Origin of the sequence: Prevotella sp. P3-122, from assembly GCF_002251365.1 — a bacterium.
Lineage (GTDB): Bacteria > Bacteroidota > Bacteroidia > Bacteroidales > Bacteroidaceae > Prevotella.
The window spans coordinates 69,776-86,327 of sequence record NZ_NPJH01000013.1 but is presented as its reverse complement, the minus strand read 5'-3'; the positions used below and the strand labels follow the sequence as shown (position 1 = coordinate 86,327).

The 16,552-nt window shown below is 46.0% G+C and carries 12 protein-coding genes; 7 read left to right on the top strand and 5 right to left on the bottom strand.

The genetic code is table 11. The features are described from left to right. Positions 1–29: 29 nt before the first annotated feature. The 3 genes from CIL02_RS02400 (at position 30) to CIL02_RS02390 (ending at position 4,128) form a co-directional block, all read left to right on the top strand. Entirely contained in the window at positions 30–1,739 is a 1,710-nt protein-coding gene (locus CIL02_RS02400; protein ID WP_371588827.1) for a DUF4980 domain-containing protein, read from the top strand. A gap of 346 nt (positions 1,740–2,085) precedes the next feature. Next, positions 2,086–3,246 carry an MFS transporter gene (locus tag CIL02_RS02395; RefSeq protein WP_094398885.1) on the top strand — a complete coding sequence of 387 codons (1,161 nt, stop codon included), beginning with the start codon at positions 2,086–2,088 and terminating at the stop codon, positions 3,244–3,246. Positions 3,247–3,252: 6 nt separating this feature from the next. Beyond that, positions 3,253–4,128, top strand: a complete 876-nt coding sequence (locus tag CIL02_RS02390) for a carbohydrate kinase (protein WP_094398884.1) — start codon at positions 3,253–3,255, stop codon at positions 4,126–4,128. A 367-nt stretch (positions 4,129–4,495) separates the two neighbouring features. On the opposite strand, the gene CIL02_RS02385 is transcribed toward CIL02_RS02390, so the two are convergent. Next, positions 4,496–4,945, bottom strand: a complete 450-nt coding sequence (locus tag CIL02_RS02385; RefSeq protein ID WP_094398883.1) for a hypothetical protein — start codon at positions 4,943–4,945, stop codon at positions 4,496–4,498. A 134-nt stretch (positions 4,946–5,079) separates the two neighbouring features. Here CIL02_RS02385 and CIL02_RS02380 point away from each other — a divergent pair, with 134 nt between their 5' ends. Both CIL02_RS02380 and glgP read left to right on the top strand, forming a co-directional pair. After that, positions 5,080–6,744 (top strand): glycogen/starch synthase, encoded by a 1,665-nt coding sequence (locus CIL02_RS02380; RefSeq protein WP_094398882.1) that lies wholly within the window; start codon positions 5,080–5,082, stop codon positions 6,742–6,744. A gap of 37 nt (positions 6,745–6,781) precedes the next feature. Further along, a complete protein-coding gene (glgP, locus tag CIL02_RS02375; RefSeq protein WP_094398881.1) occupies positions 6,782–9,343 on the top strand; it encodes an alpha-glucan family phosphorylase in 2,562 nt (853 codons plus the stop codon). A gap of 155 nt (positions 9,344–9,498) precedes the next feature. On the opposite strand, the gene CIL02_RS02370 is transcribed toward glgP, so the two are convergent. Both CIL02_RS02370 and CIL02_RS02365 read right to left on the bottom strand, forming a co-directional pair. Continuing rightward, on the bottom strand, positions 9,499–10,395 hold the full coding sequence (locus tag CIL02_RS02370) for a hypothetical protein (RefSeq protein ID WP_094398880.1): 897 nt from the start codon (positions 10,393–10,395) through the stop codon (positions 9,499–9,501). Between the two features lie 45 nt (positions 10,396–10,440). Further along, positions 10,441–11,247 carry an MBL fold metallo-hydrolase gene (locus tag CIL02_RS02365; RefSeq protein ID WP_094398879.1) on the bottom strand — a complete coding sequence of 269 codons (807 nt, stop codon included), beginning with the start codon at positions 11,245–11,247 and terminating at the stop codon, positions 10,441–10,443. Between the two features lie 88 nt (positions 11,248–11,335). Here CIL02_RS02365 and CIL02_RS02360 point away from each other — a divergent pair, with 88 nt between their 5' ends. Continuing rightward, entirely contained in the window at positions 11,336–11,782 is a 447-nt protein-coding gene (locus tag CIL02_RS02360; RefSeq protein WP_141210087.1) for a hypothetical protein, read from the top strand. On the opposite strand, the gene CIL02_RS02355 is transcribed toward CIL02_RS02360, so the two are convergent. Next, positions 11,749–12,657, bottom strand: coding sequence for a glycosyltransferase (locus tag CIL02_RS02355; protein ID WP_170934985.1), 909 nt, complete (start codon positions 12,655–12,657; stop codon positions 11,749–11,751). The genes CIL02_RS02360 and CIL02_RS02355 overlap by 34 nt on opposite strands. Then, a complete protein-coding gene (gene uvrA / locus CIL02_RS02350) occupies positions 12,654–15,503 on the bottom strand; it encodes an excinuclease ABC subunit UvrA (protein ID WP_094398876.1) in 2,850 nt (949 codons plus the stop codon). Before uvrA ends, CIL02_RS02355 begins: the two co-directional genes overlap by 4 nt. 156 nt (positions 15,504–15,659) lie before the next feature. Here uvrA and CIL02_RS02345 point away from each other — a divergent pair, with 156 nt between their 5' ends. Further along, on the top strand, positions 15,660–16,463 hold the full coding sequence (locus CIL02_RS02345; protein WP_094398875.1) for a polysaccharide biosynthesis/export family protein: 804 nt from the start codon (positions 15,660–15,662) through the stop codon (positions 16,461–16,463). The last annotated feature ends 89 nt before the right edge of the window (positions 16,464–16,552 follow it).

Below are 16,552 nucleotides of genomic sequence, written 5' to 3'. Positions count from 1 at the left end.
ATTTATAAATACCTTAATTGAATAACAATATGAAGATAATTAAAACAATGGTTTGCTTAGGCGCTTTTATGCTGGCGCTTGGCACACAAGCCCAGGTGGCTAAAAAAATCCTTGGCGAAAGACATGCTATGATCAAGTTGGAACAGGGTAAGAAATATCTCCTGTTGCCTGTTGAAGAGAAAGAAGAACATGCACACATCAGAGTGGTGCGCAATAATCAATTGGTAAAGACAATCAATTGCCGTCTTGCCGTTAACAATGTCGATTATTTCGTGCCTTATGAGATTGGTGAGGGTGAACTCTTTGACATCACCTTCAACGGAAATATGCGCTCTACAGGGGCAATTAATGACTTTACCTGCTGGAAACGCATGACTTATTCTGATACTTTTGACACTAAGAATGTTGAGAAGCATCGTCCTCTTTATCATCACACTCCGCAGTATGGATGGATGAACGACCCCAACGGAATGTTCTACAAGGATGGTGTATGGCATCTATGCTACCAGTTCAATCCTTATGGTTCACAGTGGGAAAACCTCTCATGGGGACATTCCACAAGCACCGACCTCATAAATTGGAAAACAGAACCTACAGCTTTGGAACCCGATGCCTTGGGTATGATGTTCAGCGGATGTTGTGTTGTTGATAAGAATAACACCGCAGGTTTTGGCAAGGATGCTATTGTTGCCCTCTACACTACTGCCGGCGCACGTCAGACTCAGTCGTTGGCATATAGCACCGATGGTGGCAAGACCTTCACAAAATATGCCGATAACCCCATCATCACTTCCAATGTGCCTGATTTCCGTGATCCGCACGTCTTCTGGAATGCAGAAGCTGGATTCTGGAATATGATTCTTGCAGCTGGTCAGCAGATGAGCATCTATTCGTCTAAGGACCTTAAGGAGTGGAAGCACGAGAGTGATTTCGGTGCTGAGTATGGTAATCATGTTGGTGTATGGGAGTGTCCCGACCTTATGAAGATGAATGTGAAGGGAACAAATAAGGATAAGTGGACGCTCATTTGCAACATCAACCCCGGTGGTCCTTTCGGTGGTTCTGCCACCCAGTATTTCATCGGTCAGTTTGATGGACATAAGTTTACCTGTGAGGACGAACCCTCTGAGACTAAGTGGATGGATTACGGCAAGGATCACTATGCTACCATTACATTCGACAATGCTCCCGAGGGCAGACATGTAGGTATCGCTTGGATGAGCAACTGGCAGTACGCCAACCAGGTTCCTACAAAGCAGTATCGTTCTGCCAATTCTATCGTTCGCGATTTTGGACTCTTTGAATATAAGGGTGAGACCTATTGCAGTATCACTCCAGCCAAGGAGATGTTGGCAGCGCGTGGTGCCCGTGTGAGCCAGCCTACCGAGGCTTGCGAGATTGTCGTTACCGTTAAGGGTGACGCCCAGATCACCTTGCGCAATGCCAAGGGCGAGAGGGTAGTGATGACCTACGACGATGAGGAAGAGACATTCGACATGGACCGTCGCCGCAGTGGCAATATCTCATTCAGCGACGCTTTCCCCGTTGCGACGTCTTCTCCCACCTATGGCAAGGTGCGTCAGCTTCGCATTTTCGTTGACCGTTGCAGTGTTGAGGCCTTCGATGGCGACGGAAAGATGTGCATGACCAACCTTGTATTCCCGAGCACTCCTTATGACAAAATCATAGTGAAAGGCAAGGCGAAGGCTGCAATATATAAGATTAAGACCCAAAATTGATACAAAATATCAGAAATATGTTGCATTGAACGAATTTTATTCGTCTCTGCAACATATTTTAAAGCCTACATAATTAAATGACTGTAATTTTGCACTCAGAAAACAGAAACAGACAAGAGAGTCTTGTTGATTGTTTTTGCATAAGCTCAATATTAGTAAGGTTTTTAGTTATTGATTTAGGTTTTATTTTAGGTTTTATTTAGGTTTTGGTTAGATTTATTTCGGTTTTTGATTAGATTTATTTATGATTTGGTCTTTTTGGGTAGGGAGATTGTTTTTCAGGACAACATATCAAAAAGAGTGAACAATAAAAACATTAATAAAATAGAATAAATAACATTGTATAATGAGTAATACAAATAAGATGGCAATCGTACCCGTGATGCTTTGCTTCTTCGCCATGGGTTTCGTCGATTTGGTCGGCATTGCCTCTAACTACGTCAAAGAAGACCTTCAACTAAGCGACTCCGTAGCGAATGTACTGCCGTCGTTGGTATTCTTTTGGTTCCTGATATTCTCGGTTCCCACAGGAATGTTGATGAACCGCATAGGCCGCAAGAAGACGGTCCTTCTCTCCCTGATAGTGACAGTTGTATCACTTCTGTTGCCATTGTTTGGTGAGAACTTCCCCCTCATGCTAGTGTCCTTCTCTCTTCTGGGCATCGGCAACGCCTTAATGCAGACATCCCTCAATCCCCTGGTGTCTTCAGTAATCCAGGGCAACCTTGCCTCTACGTTGACCTTCGGCCAGTTTGTCAAGGCGATCGCCTCTTTCCTGGCTCCTTATATTGCGATGTGGGGTGCGCTTGCCACCATCCCGAGTTTCGGCATGGGCTGGCGTATCCTTTTCCCCATATACATGGTGATAGGCATCCTTGCCTCACTTCTTCTAGCCTCCACTCCTATCAACGAGCCGGCTCCCGAGGGCAAGGCATCCTCTTTTGTTGACTGTGTTAAGTTGCTCTCCCGCCCCATCGTCCTTCTTTCCTTCATAGGCATCATGTGCCATGTTGGAATAGACGTTGGTACCAACACCACCGCCCCGAAGATATTGATGGAGCGCCACGAGATGACCCTCAACGATGCTGCATTCGCCACCTCGTTGTATTTCATATTCCGTACTATAGGCTGCCTTACCGGTTCGTTTTTCCTCCGTGTCCTGAGCAACCGCCTGTTCTTCATCATCAGTGTCGTGATGATGGCCCTTGCGATGCTGGGTCTTGGTTTCGGCACATCCAAGAGCGTGTTGTATGTAGCGATAGCCCTTGTAGGCTACGGCAACTCCAACATATTCTCTTTGGTGTTCAGCCAGGCCTTGCTTTCCGACCAAAGCAGGCAGAACGAGATTTCGGGCCTTATGATAATGGGTCTGTTCGGCGGCACAGTGTTCCCGTTGTTCATGGGCTTCGCCAGCGATGCCATGGGCCAGGCCGGTGCAGTTGCCGTTATGGCACTGGGAGTCGTGTATCTCTTCACTTATATATCAAGGATAAAATCTTCTAAATAACATATTATGAACAATAAAATAATCGTAGGTCTTGGCGAGGCACTTTGGGACTGCCTCCCCGAAGGCCGCAAGATTGGCGGTGCTCCCGCCAACTTCGCCTATCATGCGTCCCAGTTTGGTTTTGACTCTTATGCAGTGAGTGCCGTAGGCAACGACCCACTTGGTGACGAGACCATCGCCGCTTTGGAGTCCAACGGTTTGAATCTAGTCATGCCCCGTGTTGACTTCCCTACAGGGCAGGTACAGGTTAGTCTTGACGCGGAAGGAGTTGCCACCTACGACATCAAGGAAGGTTCGGCATGGGACAACATCCCGTTTACCCCCGAGATAGAGTCTCTTGCCAAGCAGTGCCAGGCAGTATGCTTCGGTTCACTTGCCCAGCGCAATGAGGTGTCTCGTGAGACGATCTACCGTTTCCTCGACGCCACCCCTAAGGACTGCATGCGTATCTTCGACATCAACCTTCGTCAGAACTTCTACTCGAAGGAGATTATCCAGGAGTCACTTCAGCGTGCGAATGTGATGAAGATCAACGACGAGGAGTTGGTTATCCTCGGTCGGATGTTCGGTTATCCGGGGATGGACTTCGAGAACAAGTGCTGGCTCATCCTGGGCAAGTACAACCTCGACATGCTCGTGTTGACCTGCGGAGTCAACGGCAGCTATGTATTCTCTAAGGGTGCTATGTCATATCTTGAGACTCCAAAGGTAAAGGTTGCCGACACTGTAGGTGCCGGAGACTCGTTCACTGGTTCGTTTGTCGCTTCCATACTCTCTGGCAAGCCAATAGCAGAGGCACACCGCATCGGAGTGAACGTCAGCGCCTATGTATGTACTCAGAACGGCGCCATGCCAGTCATTCCCGATAATCTGAAGGAATAGTAAATACTATATATAATAATATGTGACTCATCCGAAATATGGTGTGATGTCTTATATAATACTATCTTAGAGAGAGTCTGATATATTGTTATAGTCTACGATAATGTTTGCACCACTGATAAGGTTAATAACCTTACGGCTGCAAGGTTATTAACCTTACGGGCGAAAGGTTATTAACCTTATTGGCGTTGAAAGTAATATATACAGACTATGCAACAATAAGGGTTGACTTGAAATGCTTGATGAACCGGAAATATAAGTTCTTAGAACTTAAAAGATTTATGCTGTGTGTCCAATGTGCTTTGTTCTGGATACACTGCTTTCTTGTGGCTTAACATACAATAAGCGATGATACATCCGGGTGTGTCTATTTCCTAATATCCTTTTTGAATATGAGTTTCTGAGGAAGTTTTACCCATTTGCGGTTTCGTGCCAGTTTTATAGTGCTTCCTGATTCCTGAAGCAGAATATAAGTTGTATCGTTGAGCATTTGGAGCGTAGCTTTTAGGTCCTCGCTGCCATAATCGTTGATAATGGAGAGGGAAGCCTTGCCGTCGGAGGTGATAGTGGCATTGGTAATCAGCCATTTTCTGGAGTCTTTGTTGTCACCGAGGTATCCTGGTATCTCCCCAAATATCTCTTGCTGTGGCACTATAATGGAGCTGTTTTCCAGATCCATGTGAATGTATATGTCGTATTGGCTATTGTAAATTTTTCCCACGAAATGCCGTGGAGCCTGGTCGCCTCTTACTGACGACTGTGCGTATACTGTAATTGTGGAGAGCAAACAGATGATATAGATAATTATACGTTTCATATATTTGGTGTTTTTGGTTGCAAAGATACTTGTTTATATCAAGAAAACAAGTGTTTTTTTAAAAATATGCAAGTTTATATTGGTAATTTAGAATTTTTATAGTATCTTTGCCGCCGTTATATTAATATATAGTAATGGGTAATAGTAAATTGTTTCCTGACTTCATATTCGAATCAAGTTGGGAAGTATGTAATAAAGTAGGTGGAATATACACTGTACTTTCAACAAGGGCGAATACGTTGCAATCAAAGTTGCATGATAAGGTTGTTTTTATAGGCCCTGATTGCTGGGGAGAAAAAAAATGTCCGTATTTTATAGAGGACAAGACTCTTTTTGCTGATTGGCAAAAGGCTGTGCTTACCTCAGACCTTAAGGTAAAGGTTGGCAGATGGACAATCCCTGGAAATCCTATAGCGATACTCGTTGATTTTGCAAACTACTATTCACAGAAAGACAAGATTTATAGCCGTTTATGGGAACTGTTTGGTGTAGACAGTCTTCATGGGTATGGTGACTACGACGAGGCCTCGATGTTCTCATATGCTGCCGCACTTGTCGTTGAGAGTTTCTACAACTATTATCTTGATTCATCACAGAAGGTTATCTATCACGGCAATGAGTGGATGACAGGACTTGGCCTGCTTTATATAAGGCATCATGTTCCTGCCATTGCTACTATATTCACCACTCACGCAACAAGTATCGGCAGGAGTATAGCTGGAAATAACAAGCCGCTTTATGACTATCTGCCTGCCTACAATGGCGACCAGATGGCTGGCGAGCTCAACATGCAGAGCAAGCATTCGATAGAGAAGCAAACTGCTTTTAATGTTGACTGTTTCACCACAGTTAGCGATATTACAGCCCGTGAGTGTGCCGAGCTGATGGACAAGCCGGTGGATGTTGTTCTGCCAAATGGTTTTGAGAATGATTTCGTTCCCCGTGGTGCTGATTTTACACGCAGACGTAAAGCTGCCCGACAGAAGCTTCTGAAGGTTGCCAGCTGTCTTACCGGTACTGTCATTGGCGATGATGCCATGATAGTTGCTACCAGTGGACGCTATGAGTTCAGAAATAAAGGTATCGATGTGTTCATCGAGGCTATGAACAGATTGCGTTTTGAGCAGGGATTAGAAAAAGAGGTTGTAGCTTTCATAGAGGTTCCTGCCTGGGTAGGTGATGCACGTGCAGACCTTAAGGAGCGTATGGACAAAGGATCTTTTGATGGTCCTATGGAGTATCCGATGCTTACTCATTGGCTCAATAATATGGGCGAGGACAAAGTTCTTGGCATGATGAGATATCTGGGTATGGAGAATGCACCTTCCGATAAGGTAAAACTCGTCTTTATTCCTTGTTATCTGACAGGTGACGACGGCATCCTCGACCTTACATATTATGATGTTGTTCTTGGTAACGACCTCTGTGTATATCCATCCTATTATGAGCCCTGGGGTTATACCCCTCTTGAGGCTGTTGCTTTCAAGGTTCCATGTATCACTACCGATTTGGCTGGCTTTGGTCTCTGGGCAAACGGCGTAAAGGGTGGAATCTCTACCATAGAGGATGGCGTGGAGGTTATACACCGTACGGACTACAACTACAGCGAGGTGGTCGACAGAATTAAGGACACAGTCTGCCGCTATGCCTCCTTCGGCGCCGCAGAGGTGAAGAAGGCGCGCGCCAACGCTGAGAAACTCTCGAAGAAGGCTTTGTGGGATAAGTTTATCGCCTATTATCTTGAGGCTTATGACTTTGCACTGCGTTCCTCAGAGAATCGTAACAAATTAGAGAGATAAAATAAATTATTATAACTATTCAATAAAGATTGAATTTATGAAGATTAAATCAGATTATGCAAATGCTCCACAATGGAAGGAGTTAACCATTAAGTCGAGACTTCCAGAAGAGCTGAAGTGTCTTGACGAGTTGGCACATAACATGTGGTGGGCTTGGAACTACGAGGCCCGTGACCTGTTCCGTGACATCGATCCTAAGCTTTACAGTGCTGTCAAGCACAATCCTGTGATGCTTCTCGAGCGTCTCGGCTACGAGCGCAAGGAGGAGATTGTTAACGATAAGGCAATGATGAAGCGCATTCAGGCTGTTTACAAGTCATTCAAGGACTATATGAATGTAAAGCCTGACGCTACTCGCCCGTCTGTGGCATATTTCTGTATGGAGTATGGTATCCACTCTGCTCTGAAGATTTACTCTGGTGGTCTTGGAATGCTTGCCGGTGACTATGTTAAAGAGGCTTCCGACAGCAATGTTGACATGTGCGCTATCGGTTTCCTTTATCGTTTTGGCTATTTCACACAGACTCTGAGCATGGATGGTCAGCAGATTGCCAAGTATGAGGCTCAGAACTTCAACTCTATTCCTGTAGAGCGTGTTCTCGATGCTGAGGGTAATCCTGTAGTCGTAGACGTTCCATATACAAATTATCAAGTTCACGCCTCTGTATGGGTTGCCAATGTTGGTCGTGTTAAGCTCTATCTGCTTGATACAGACAACGATTTGAACTCTGAGTTTGACAAGCCTATCACTCACTCACTTTATGGTGGCGACTGGGAGAACCGTCTGAAGCAGGAGATTTTGCTTGGTATAGGTGGTATGCAGCTGTTGAAGAAACTCGGCATCAAGAAGGATATCTACCATTGCAACGAGGGTCATGCTGCCCTTTGCAATCTCCAGCGTCTGTGCGACTACGTAGAGAGTGGTCTTTCGTTCAACGAGGCTATGGAGCTCGTACGTGCATCCTCACTTTATACTGTTCACACTCCAGTACCAGCTGGTCACGACTATTTTGACGAGGGTCTCTTCGGCAAGTACATGGGTGGCTATCCTGCTAAGTTGGGTATCTCTTGGGACGAGTTTATCGGCATGGGCCGTCAGAACCCCGATGATCATTCTGAGCGTTTCTGCATGTCTACATTCGCTTGCAACACCTGCCAGGAGGTTAATGGTGTGTCTAAGCTCCACGGATGGGTTTCTCAGAAGATGTTCGCTCCAATCTGGAACGGCTACTATCCTGAGGAGAATCACGTTGGCTATGTTACCAATGGCGTTCACTTCCCAACATGGGCAGCAACAGAGTGGAAGCAGCTTTACGGCAAGTATTTCGACAAGAACTTCATGTCTGACCAGAGCAACCAGAATATCTGGGAGGCCATCTATAATGTAGATGACGAGGAGATATGGAAGACTCGTAAGGGCCTGAAGCAAAAGCTCGTAGACTATATCCGTGTACAATTCCGTGAGACCTGGCTCAAGAATCAGGGAGATCCTTCACGCGTAGTTTCTCTGCTTGAGAGCATCGACAGCAATGCCCTTATCATTGGTTTCTGCCGTCGTTTTGCTACCTACAAGCGTGCTCACCTGCTCTTTACCGACCTCGACCGTCTGTCTAAGATTGTCAACAACCCTGAGCGTCCAGTGAAGTTCCTCTTTGCCGGTAAGGCTCACCCCGCAGACGGTGCAGGACAGGGTCTTATCAAGAAGATATACGAAATTAGCCAGCGTCCTGAGTTCCTTGGTAAGATTATCTTCCTCGAGGATTATGACTTCATGCTTGCACGCCGTCTTGTTTCTGGTGTGGATATCTGGATGAATACTCCTACCCGTCCTCTGGAGGCTTCTGGTACGTCAGGCGAGAAGGCAGAGATGAACGGTGTTGTAAACCTTTCAGTACTTGACGGATGGTGGCTTGAGGGCTACCGCGAGGGTGCTGGATGGGCACTTACAGAGAAGCGTACATACCAGAACCAGGGTCATCAGGATCAGCTCGATGCTGCTACTATCTACTCTCTGCTTGAGAATGAGATTATTCCAATGTTCTACAACAAGAACAAGAAGGGTTACAGCGAGGAGTGGATACAAGTTATCAAGAAGTCTATCGCAACCATAGCACCTCACTACACCATGAAGCGTCAGCTCGATGACTATTACGATCGCTTCTACTGCAAGGAGGCTGCCCGCTTCAAGAAGCTTTCTGCCGACAACAACCGTCTGGCAAAGGATATTGCACAGTGGAAGGAAACCGTAGCAGAGCGTTGGGACTCAATCAAGGTTGTTTCCAAGGAGAATCCTATCCTCGACAATGCTGCTGAGACAGGTGTTACATACAAGCTGCGTTACGTTATCGACGAGCAGGGTCTGAACGATGCTGTAGGCTTGGAGCTTGTTGTATTGTCGAACGTACGTGATGGTGGTGACCGTGAGGTACACAACGTATATCCTTTTGATATGGTTGGTCATGAGGGCAACCTCTATACCTTCGAGGCTAATGTTGAACCATATGCAGCTGGTTCTTACCGTTGCTGCGTTCGTATGTTCCCGAAGAATGAGAACCTGCCACACCGTCAGGACTTCTGCTACGTTAAGTGGCTCGACTAATAATAGAATAGCAGCTACTTGCAGACATAAGCAAGTAGTAAAAAATAGCAGGGAGCGTGACACCATGATGGGTTACGCTCCCTGTTTTGTATAATTTGTTCGATAAGGGTTTATATGTTATGGTGAAAGTACTGGAAATAGAGGCATTTCGGAATTCAGAATGACACGGTAGTTTCTTCAAGCCAGTCTGGATCGGCTGTCATACTGATATTGAAGTCTTTCGATGGGGTGGTGGTGGAGTTGAAGAAATTTCCCTGGTATCGGGTAATTTTGTTTTTGCTTATTCCAACGTCCACAAATTTGCGTTCAGCTATTGTGCTCTCGTTGGCATCCTGAGCTGTTATAGTCATCGTTATGGGCTTTTCCGGGGCGTGTGGAAAAGTATACACATCATAAACATGCACATCGGGAGCAACATTGCGGTACTCGGTCTGCCTGCTGTCCACGCACCCAATGCCTGTCAGCCCGTCGAGTGTTGATGAACCGCCTGTATAATAGAATTTTAGGCGTGCAACTTCTGTAGGGATGGTGTCTGTTATGTCGAGTCTGAACATTCCTACAACCCTTTCGAGAGTAATCTCAACGGGCGAGTTTGTCTCATGAACCTCAAAGAGGGAGTCTGCATAGTGGAAAGTGTCTGTGATTTTTCCGTTGAAAGTGATTTTCCGCAAGTTGGTTGTCGTTGCAGATGACTCTCCCGAATGAGCTACCACCATTAGGGTGTATATACCAGTTGGGACATTAAGGTTGAAATTGCCAAAGTCGCTGTCTGTTGACTTTTGGTTTACATAGTACGCTCGCTCACCATTCTGGTATAGAGCGAGGTTTATTCGTGTGCACAGTTCTTCTATTGGTTGCATGGCCCTGGTGGTTTTAGCCGAATTTTCCTCGTATTCTGCATTTCCCACTCCTGATATGTGAATGGTGATATTGGACGTTGGTGTATTCACGCCGTTGTCATCACCTGACAGTGTCTCATCAAGTACAACTTTCTCGCATGAAGTTGTTAGTATCAGAGCTGTTAGAAGCAATGCCTGTTTTACTCTTTTCATGTTTGCGTGTATTAAAAAGTTTTGGTTTCTTGTGAAATTGTCACGTCATGGCTTCAGCTCGTAGATACCAGTAGGAGTCTTCCGTTTTAGAATGTCCAGACTAAAGTCAACGCCAGCAATTATCCCATAGCTTTGCAGCACCTGCTCTACTGTCTTTTTTGCCAGTTCCGGATGATTGTTCTCGTCGCTAAGGTGGCACAGCCATGCATGTTTCAACTTGCTTGTGGCGTTCTCTGCTATTGCCTTTCCACAGTCAGTATTGCTCAGGTGTCCTCGTGGTCCGAGGATACGTCCTTTAAGATGCTGTGAATATGGTCCGTTCTTGAGCATTTCCTCATCGTGGTTCGCCTCGATTACAAGGTATTGTGCCTCAGCGATGACTGTTTTTATCTCGTCTGTGATTATGCCTATGTCTGTCATAAGGCAGAAGCATACACCCTGAGCAACAATCTTGTAACCCACATTGTCCGTACTGTCATGCGGTACCTCGAAAGGTGTTATCTCAAAGTCTCCAAGGCGAAAAGTCTGTCCTTTCTCTATGACTTTCTGCAGACTCTGAGCAATCTTGTGCTTTACGCACCAGTTGCCATATATCCCCTTGTGTACTTTCTCCGTAGTATATACAGGAAGTTGGAAGTCTCTGCTCAGGCTTCCAACAGACATCACATGGTCAGCGTGGTCGTGCGTAATAAGTATGTTGTTTATCTTGGAAAGGGGAATGCCATATTCACGGAGGTGCTTTCTCAGCGTTCTAACGCCAATTCCTGCATCAATAAGTAGTCCTTCATTCTCCGTGAACAATAAGCAGCTGTTGCCACTGCTTCCGCTTCCAAAGGATATGAATTGTAGCATTTTTGTTCTATGTTTTCTACAAAAGTACACAAAAGGTTTGATATTACAAAATTATTTCCTTACCTTTGTCGTAATTTAAGATTTTTATATGAAACAAGCCTTTTTGCCATACTTTGCGGCAATGTTGTTGACGTTGCTCGGCTCGTGCAGCCATTCTGACGATTTTGCTCCATGGGAGCAGGCTGTGGAGTCTTTTTCCGTAGCTTATTTCAACTGGGACTATCCGAAGGCTGCATCTTATGCCACAGATAGTTCCTTGCCTTGGCTGAGCTATGCTGGCTCACAAGTGACGCAAGATGACTTGGAACTGATCAACACAAAAACAGAACTCGCAACAGTAGAGGTAATGCCTGATGCGGTTATTGTGAATGACTCGTGTGTTGTGGCAACAGTTTTGGTTCGCAATTTTCTGGAGATGGACAGCATTGATCGGCAACCCGTGTTGCGCGAGGAGGCGACATTCTGTTTGGAAATATTAGGGAACAATGGTCGTTGGGCTGTTCATCTTACGTCATTACCGAGGAGTGAAAGGTAACAGCCAAGTTTCAGTAGGCTTAGCATGCGCAATGATGGACAGTTGCCGCAGAGTTGCTTTTTCCATGTTTCTGAACGCTGCTTGTACAAGAAGATCATAAGTGAGTCCAGTCTCAGCTTGCGTAGTCTGAAAGCAATGCTGTGGAGTTTTGAATATTGTCCGATGCGTTCCCTATATATATATAATGTGTTGACAGATTGTATTGTTTTGCTGACAAAAGCTTCATTATCCTCGTATGACTTGTAGACAACAGGGTTGTCAATGTGTAGAACCGTGCATCCAGCCTTTTCTGCCTGTTTGCCGAATACTACATCTTCGTAACCATATCCGGTCATGTCGGCCGGAAAAGGATTATTCAGCAATATGTCTTTATGAACGAGAAAGTTTACGGTACGGAATGAGCGGTATGGATGTTTATTGCGTTGCAGTGGCGTATGATTTTTCTCACAGCCCAGTTCGTATTTTGCTCTAAGATTGGCTTTTGCCGTTTCTGCTCCGACCTCAGTCTTCCATCCTCCGCATACAATGTCGGCATCATTGGCATGAAGTATGTATGTCTTCAGGAAATCCTGGTTGTTTATGTCAACCCCCGCGTCAATGAACAGTACTTTGTCATATTTAGCTTCTCTCGCAAGCATGTTGCGCACGGGAGCCCTCCCAACGTTTTCCTTCAGACGTATTAACCGACAACCTTCCTGATTGCCAATAATGTTGAGTTGTCTGATAACCTCCGCATTGTCTGATGCGTCATCAGCAATCAGTATCTCGAAGTCAAGAGACGTTTCCCTACGTGCTTGCTCCAGCAGTTTGCTGACAGTCTGGCTGCAGTCGTCGTTTCTTGTCGGAATGGCTATGGAAAGATTCTTATCGTTCATGAGCCTATTTTCTCTTTGATGTATTGTCCTGTAATGCTCTGCTTGCATTCCGCTAAGCTCTCTGGTGTGCCCTCGAACACTATCTGTCCTCCCTTGTCTCCGCCTTCCGGCCCAAGGTCAATTATCCAATCGGCACATTTTATCACCTCCATGTTGTGCTCAATGACCACAATAGAGTGGCCTCTTTCAATTAGTGCGTCAAATGCACGGAGCAACTTGCTGATGTCATGGAAATGTAGTCCCGTTGTTGGTTCATCAAAGATGAATAAGGTAGGGTCCTGCTTCTCCTGTCCGATGAAGTAGGCGAGCTTAACTCTTTGGTTTTCTCCTCCCGACATGGTTGACGAGTTTTGCCCGAGTTTGATATAGCCTAGTCCTACATCCTCAAGTGGACGAAGTCTGTCTGTAATAGTTCTCTGAAGTGATGTCTTTTTGCCTTTTGCGTCTTCGTCAAAGAATGCTATAGCCTCGCTGACGGTCATGTTGAGCACGTCGTTGATGTTCTTGCCCTTGTATCTCACATCGAGCACGTCGTGCTTGAATCTTTCTCCGTGGCATGCCTCACATTCAAGTACGATGTCGGCCATGAACTGCATCTCTACCGTTATGGTTCCAGCACCCTTACATTCCTCGCAACGTCCTCCCTCTGTATTGAAGGAGAAGTGCTGGGCGGAGAATCCCAGTTGCTTGGCCAAGGGCTGTTCGGCAAATAGCGAGCGTATGCTGTCGTATGCCTTTACGTATGTAGCAGGGTTTGAGCGTGTGCTCTTGCCAATTGGATTTTGGTCAACGAACTCTACGTGTGCTATGCTTGCGACGTCACCCTCCATTCCTATATACTCGCCAGGGGCGTCGGCCACCTCGTCAAGTTGCCGTTTCATGGCGGGATATAGTATGCCCTTTATGAGCGATGACTTTCCTGAGCCCGAGACTCCCGTAATAACTGTTAGAATATTAAGTGGTATATTGGCGTTTATTCCCTTGAGGTTGTTCATCCTGCATCCCTTAAGCAGCAGGCTCCTGTTCCATTGTCTTCGTGACGTTGGGATTACTATCTGGTCGGTGCCGTTAAGGTAGTCAACAGTATGGCTTATCCCTTTGGCTGGCAGCCCGTCCATTGTGTTGGTTGGTGGGACACCCTGATACACAATCTCACCCCCGTGGCTGCCTGCATCTGGACCAACGTCGATAATCATGTCGGCAGCCCTCATGATATCCTCGTCGTGCTCAACAACCATTACCGTGTTGCCTATCGACTGCAAGTCCCTTAGCACCCCAATGAGCCTTTCCGTATCGCGGCTGTGCAGTCCGATGCTTGGCTCGTCAAGAATGTATAGCGAGCCTACAAGCGAGCTGCCCAACGATGTCGTAAGGTTTATGCGCTGGCTCTCTCCACCCGATAGGGTATTGGAGCTGCGGTTCAGAGTCAGATATCCTAGGCCAACCTCGTTGAGGAAATGAAGTCTGCTGCGTATCTCTGTGAGCAGGCGTTTGGCAATAGCCTCGTCGTGACTGTCGAGCTTTAGGTTGTTGAACCAGTTGTCCAGTGCCGATACTGGCATTTCAACTAGGTCGGTAATTGACATTCCATTTATCTTCACCCATGTTGCCTCCTTCTTCAGACGTGCGCCGTGACAGTCAGGACATGTTGTCTTACCACGGTATCTGCTCATCATCACACGGTATTGTATCTTGTACATGTTGTCCTTGACCATCTGGAAGAATGCGTCTATGCTCACCTGTTCAGTCAGGTCGCGGTACTTGTCGGAGGGAAGTCCGTGCCAGAGCATGTCCTTCTCCTTGCGTGTCAGCTCGTAGTATGGCTTGAAGATGGGAAAGTTGTCTATTGCCGCGCGTCGGCAGAACTCTTCCTGCCATTCCTTCATTTTCTCTCCATGCCAGCATTGCACGCATCCGTTATAAACGCTTAGGGCTGTATTGGGAATGACGAGCTTCTCGTCAATGCCCATGATTTTGCCAAATCCCTCACACGTCGGACATGCTCCAAGAGGAGAGTTGAATGAGAACATGTTGTCGTTTGGCTCCTCGAATGAGATGCCGTCAGCCTCGTATCTGGTAGAGAAGTCATAGCTTATGTCTGACGGGAGGAATGTCAGCCTGCAACTGCCATGTCCCTCATACATGGCGGTCTCTGCGGAGTCCGTCAGTCGTGATATGGTATCCTTGTCGTCATCCACGGATAAACGGTCAATGACCAGCCATCCCGAGAAGTCCTTCGCCTGGTCGGTTACTTGCCCTTGGCTCATCTCTTCCAAGTAGTCCTCTATGCGTACAATGTCAGCTCCGGCAAGTATACGCATGTAACCCTCTTTAATATATGTGTCGAGCTGGTCTTTCAGCGACCGTTCCTCTCCAATGTGGATAGGTGCGAGTACCATGAACTTAGTGCCTTTGGAGTATTGGCGTGTGCAGCCAATAATATCTTCTATCGTGTTTTTCTTCACTATCTCGCCGGATATGGGAGAGATGGTCTTTCCGATGCGTGCGAACAGAAGGCGCATATACTCGTATATCTCCGTGCTTGTGCCCACGGTTGAGCGTGGGTTGCGAGCCGTTACTTTCTGCTCTATAGCAATAGCAGGAGGTAAGCCTTTCATAAAGTCGCATTCCGGCTTCCTCATCCTTCCAAGAAACTGTCTGGCGTAAGCGGACAGAGACTCCACGTACCGGCGTTGTCCCTCGGCATACAATGTGTCGAATGCCAACGATGACTTGCCAGAGCCGGAGACTCCCGTTACAACAATAAACTTGTTACGTGGTATCTTCAGGCTGATATTTTTCAGATTGTTGACGCGTGCGCCCTTTATTTCAATGAACTTCTCCATGTCGTTATAGTGTTTCCAATCTACAAAGTTAGAAATAAAAATTCAACTTGCAAACTAATTATGCGGAATTCAAAAGAAAAATCATCAAACGTTTGCTATATTCGAAAATTAATGTTACTTTTGCATCGCTTATTCTTAGATAACATATACTCAATCATGAAGAAGATAATTATACCGATTGTATTCGCATCATTGCTGGTGCTGGCCCTTAGCGGATGTACAGGAAGCAAGAAAGTCGCATACTTCCAAAATGCTGACGTCGTAGAACTTGAAAATAATGCTGGGCTCTACGATGCCAAGATAATGCCTAAGGACATGCTTACCATTACCGTCAGCACAACAGAACCCGCAGCGGCTACTCCATTCAATCTCTCTGTCTCCAACACACTTAGCGTTACAGGTCAGCTTTCTCAGGGAGCAGGCTCACTTCAAGGCTATCTGGTAGACAATGATGGCTACATCAACTTCCCTGTTGTTGGTAAGATTAAGGTGGGAGGCTTGACCAAGACACAGTGTCAGGACGTTATATGTGAGAAGGTGAGACCATATCTTGCATCTACAGAGAACCCCATCGTTACCGTAAGGATGTCGAGCTTTAGGGTAACAGTCATTGGTGAGGTCGGAAGCCCGAAGGTTATACCTGTGTCGACAGAGAAGATGAGTGTCTTAGAAGCTATTGCATCAGCAGGTGACCTGACCATCTATGGTAAGCGCGACAACGTTATGCTTATACGTGAGGATGCTACTGGTAAAAAGACTGTTCATAGACTGAATCTTAACGACATCAATATCATCACTTCACCTTATTATTATGTGCAGCAGAATGATATTATCTATGTGGAGCCAAACAACGTAAAGGCTAAGAACTCTGCTATTGGTAGCTCGACCACTATCTGGTTCTCGTTCATTGGTATTGTTACTAGTATCGCCTCATTGTTGGTTAACATTCTTCGTGACTAAAAGTAAATATTTAACAACATGAATATGAAAAATTGAAAGATTTGAGACGCTGGTTTGTTTGCGTATCTGTCTTTCAATTTTTTTTAATA

Excerpts from the sequence above, each read along its gene's own strand:
- CIL02_RS02380 (WP_094398882.1), top strand. The coding sequence starts at position 5,080 with ATGGGTAATAGTAAATTGTTTCCTGACTTCATATTCGAATCAAGTTGG.
- CIL02_RS02400 (WP_371588827.1), top strand. The coding sequence starts at position 30 with ATGAAGATAATTAAAACAATGGTTTGCTTAGGCGCTTTTATGCTGGCG.
- CIL02_RS02370 (WP_094398880.1), bottom strand. The coding sequence starts at position 10,395 with ATGAAAAGAGTAAAACAGGCATTGCTTCTAACAGCTCTGATACTAACA.
- CIL02_RS02355 (WP_170934985.1), bottom strand. The coding sequence starts at position 12,657 with ATGAACGATAAGAATCTTTCCATAGCCATTCCGACAAGAAACGACGAC.
- CIL02_RS02360 (WP_141210087.1), top strand. The coding sequence starts at position 11,336 with ATGAAACAAGCCTTTTTGCCATACTTTGCGGCAATGTTGTTGACGTTG.
- CIL02_RS02385 (WP_094398883.1), bottom strand. The coding sequence starts at position 4,945 with ATGAAACGTATAATTATCTATATCATCTGTTTGCTCTCCACAATTACA.
- CIL02_RS02365 (WP_094398879.1), bottom strand. The coding sequence starts at position 11,247 with ATGCTACAATTCATATCCTTTGGAAGCGGAAGCAGTGGCAACAGCTGC.
- CIL02_RS02390 (WP_094398884.1), top strand. The coding sequence starts at position 3,253 with ATGAACAATAAAATAATCGTAGGTCTTGGCGAGGCACTTTGGGACTGC.
- CIL02_RS02395 (WP_094398885.1), top strand. The coding sequence starts at position 2,086 with ATGAGTAATACAAATAAGATGGCAATCGTACCCGTGATGCTTTGCTTC.
- CIL02_RS02345 (WP_094398875.1), top strand. The coding sequence starts at position 15,660 with ATGAAGAAGATAATTATACCGATTGTATTCGCATCATTGCTGGTGCTG.
- glgP (WP_094398881.1), top strand. The coding sequence starts at position 6,782 with ATGAAGATTAAATCAGATTATGCAAATGCTCCACAATGGAAGGAGTTA.
- uvrA (WP_094398876.1), bottom strand. The coding sequence starts at position 15,503 with ATGGAGAAGTTCATTGAAATAAAGGGCGCACGCGTCAACAATCTGAAA.